The 815-nt window shown below is 43.9% G+C and carries 3 tRNA genes and 1 rRNA gene; all 4 read right to left on the reverse strand.

Annotation, left to right across the window (positions count from 1 at the left end):
* Positions 1-402: 402 nt before the first annotated feature.
* Positions 403-478: transfer RNA gene (locus tag R7Z49_RS24235), tRNA-Val, on the reverse strand.
* Positions 479-506: 28 nt separating this feature from the next.
* Positions 507-582, reverse strand: a tRNA-Lys gene (locus R7Z49_RS24240).
* Between the two features lie 2 nt (positions 583-584).
* Positions 585-660: transfer RNA gene (locus R7Z49_RS24245), tRNA-Glu, on the reverse strand.
* A gap of 89 nt (positions 661-749) precedes the next feature.
* Positions 750-815 (reverse strand): 16S ribosomal RNA (locus R7Z49_RS24250); the annotation flags it as partial.

The raw sequence follows: 815 nt of genomic DNA on the forward strand, positions 1-815 counted from the left end.
TCATCGCCTCTGACTGCCAAGGCATCCACCGTGTACGCTTAGTCACTTAACCATACAACCCGAAGGAGTTTCGAGTTGATGTTCAAACCACCAAAGTTGTCTCTCATTATTTGAATGAGCGAGAGACATTCGATTTTGCCGGACTCAATTTCGAATAATCACTGTAAAAGTGATATTCCCAAGAACACTTGAATGTGTTTTTTGGTGTTTGTCATAAAGACAAACATTGAGAACTTTACAAACAATCTTAAAAGATTGTTTTGTCAGCTTTCCAAATTGTTAAAGAGCTATGTTGCTTCACAAGGAAGTTACATTTTCTAAAGACTTTCAGAGTCAAAAATACCAACCAGTATCAATTGCTTGTTCTGGTTTGGACGTTTTATTCCAAAAATACTTAGAGAATGGTGGGCGATACCGGGCTCGAACCAGTGACCCCCTGCTTGTAAGGCAGGTGCTCTCCCAACTGAGCTAATCGCCCACATTGTTTTGATTTCCGTGGAAGGAAATGGTGGGTCGTGCAGGATTCGAACCTGCGACCAATTGATTAAAAGTCAACTGCTCTACCAACTGAGCTAACGACCCAATGGTATCCCGTAGGGGAGTCGAACCCCTGTTACCGCCGTGAAAGGGCGGTGTCCTAGGCCTCTAGACGAACGGGACACTAAGTGAACATCTTGGGGGATGTTCTATCTCTTAAACTTCATAAACCGTATCAATCTGTGTGAACACTCATCGCAATAATCATCGTTTAAGGAGGTGATCCAGCGCCAGGTTCCCCTAGCGCTACCTTGTTACGACTTCACCCCAGTCATGAA

The sequence above is a fragment of the Vibrio sp. 1562 genome (assembly GCF_033340155.1).
GTDB lineage: Bacteria > Pseudomonadota > Gammaproteobacteria > Enterobacterales > Vibrionaceae > Vibrio > Vibrio alginolyticus.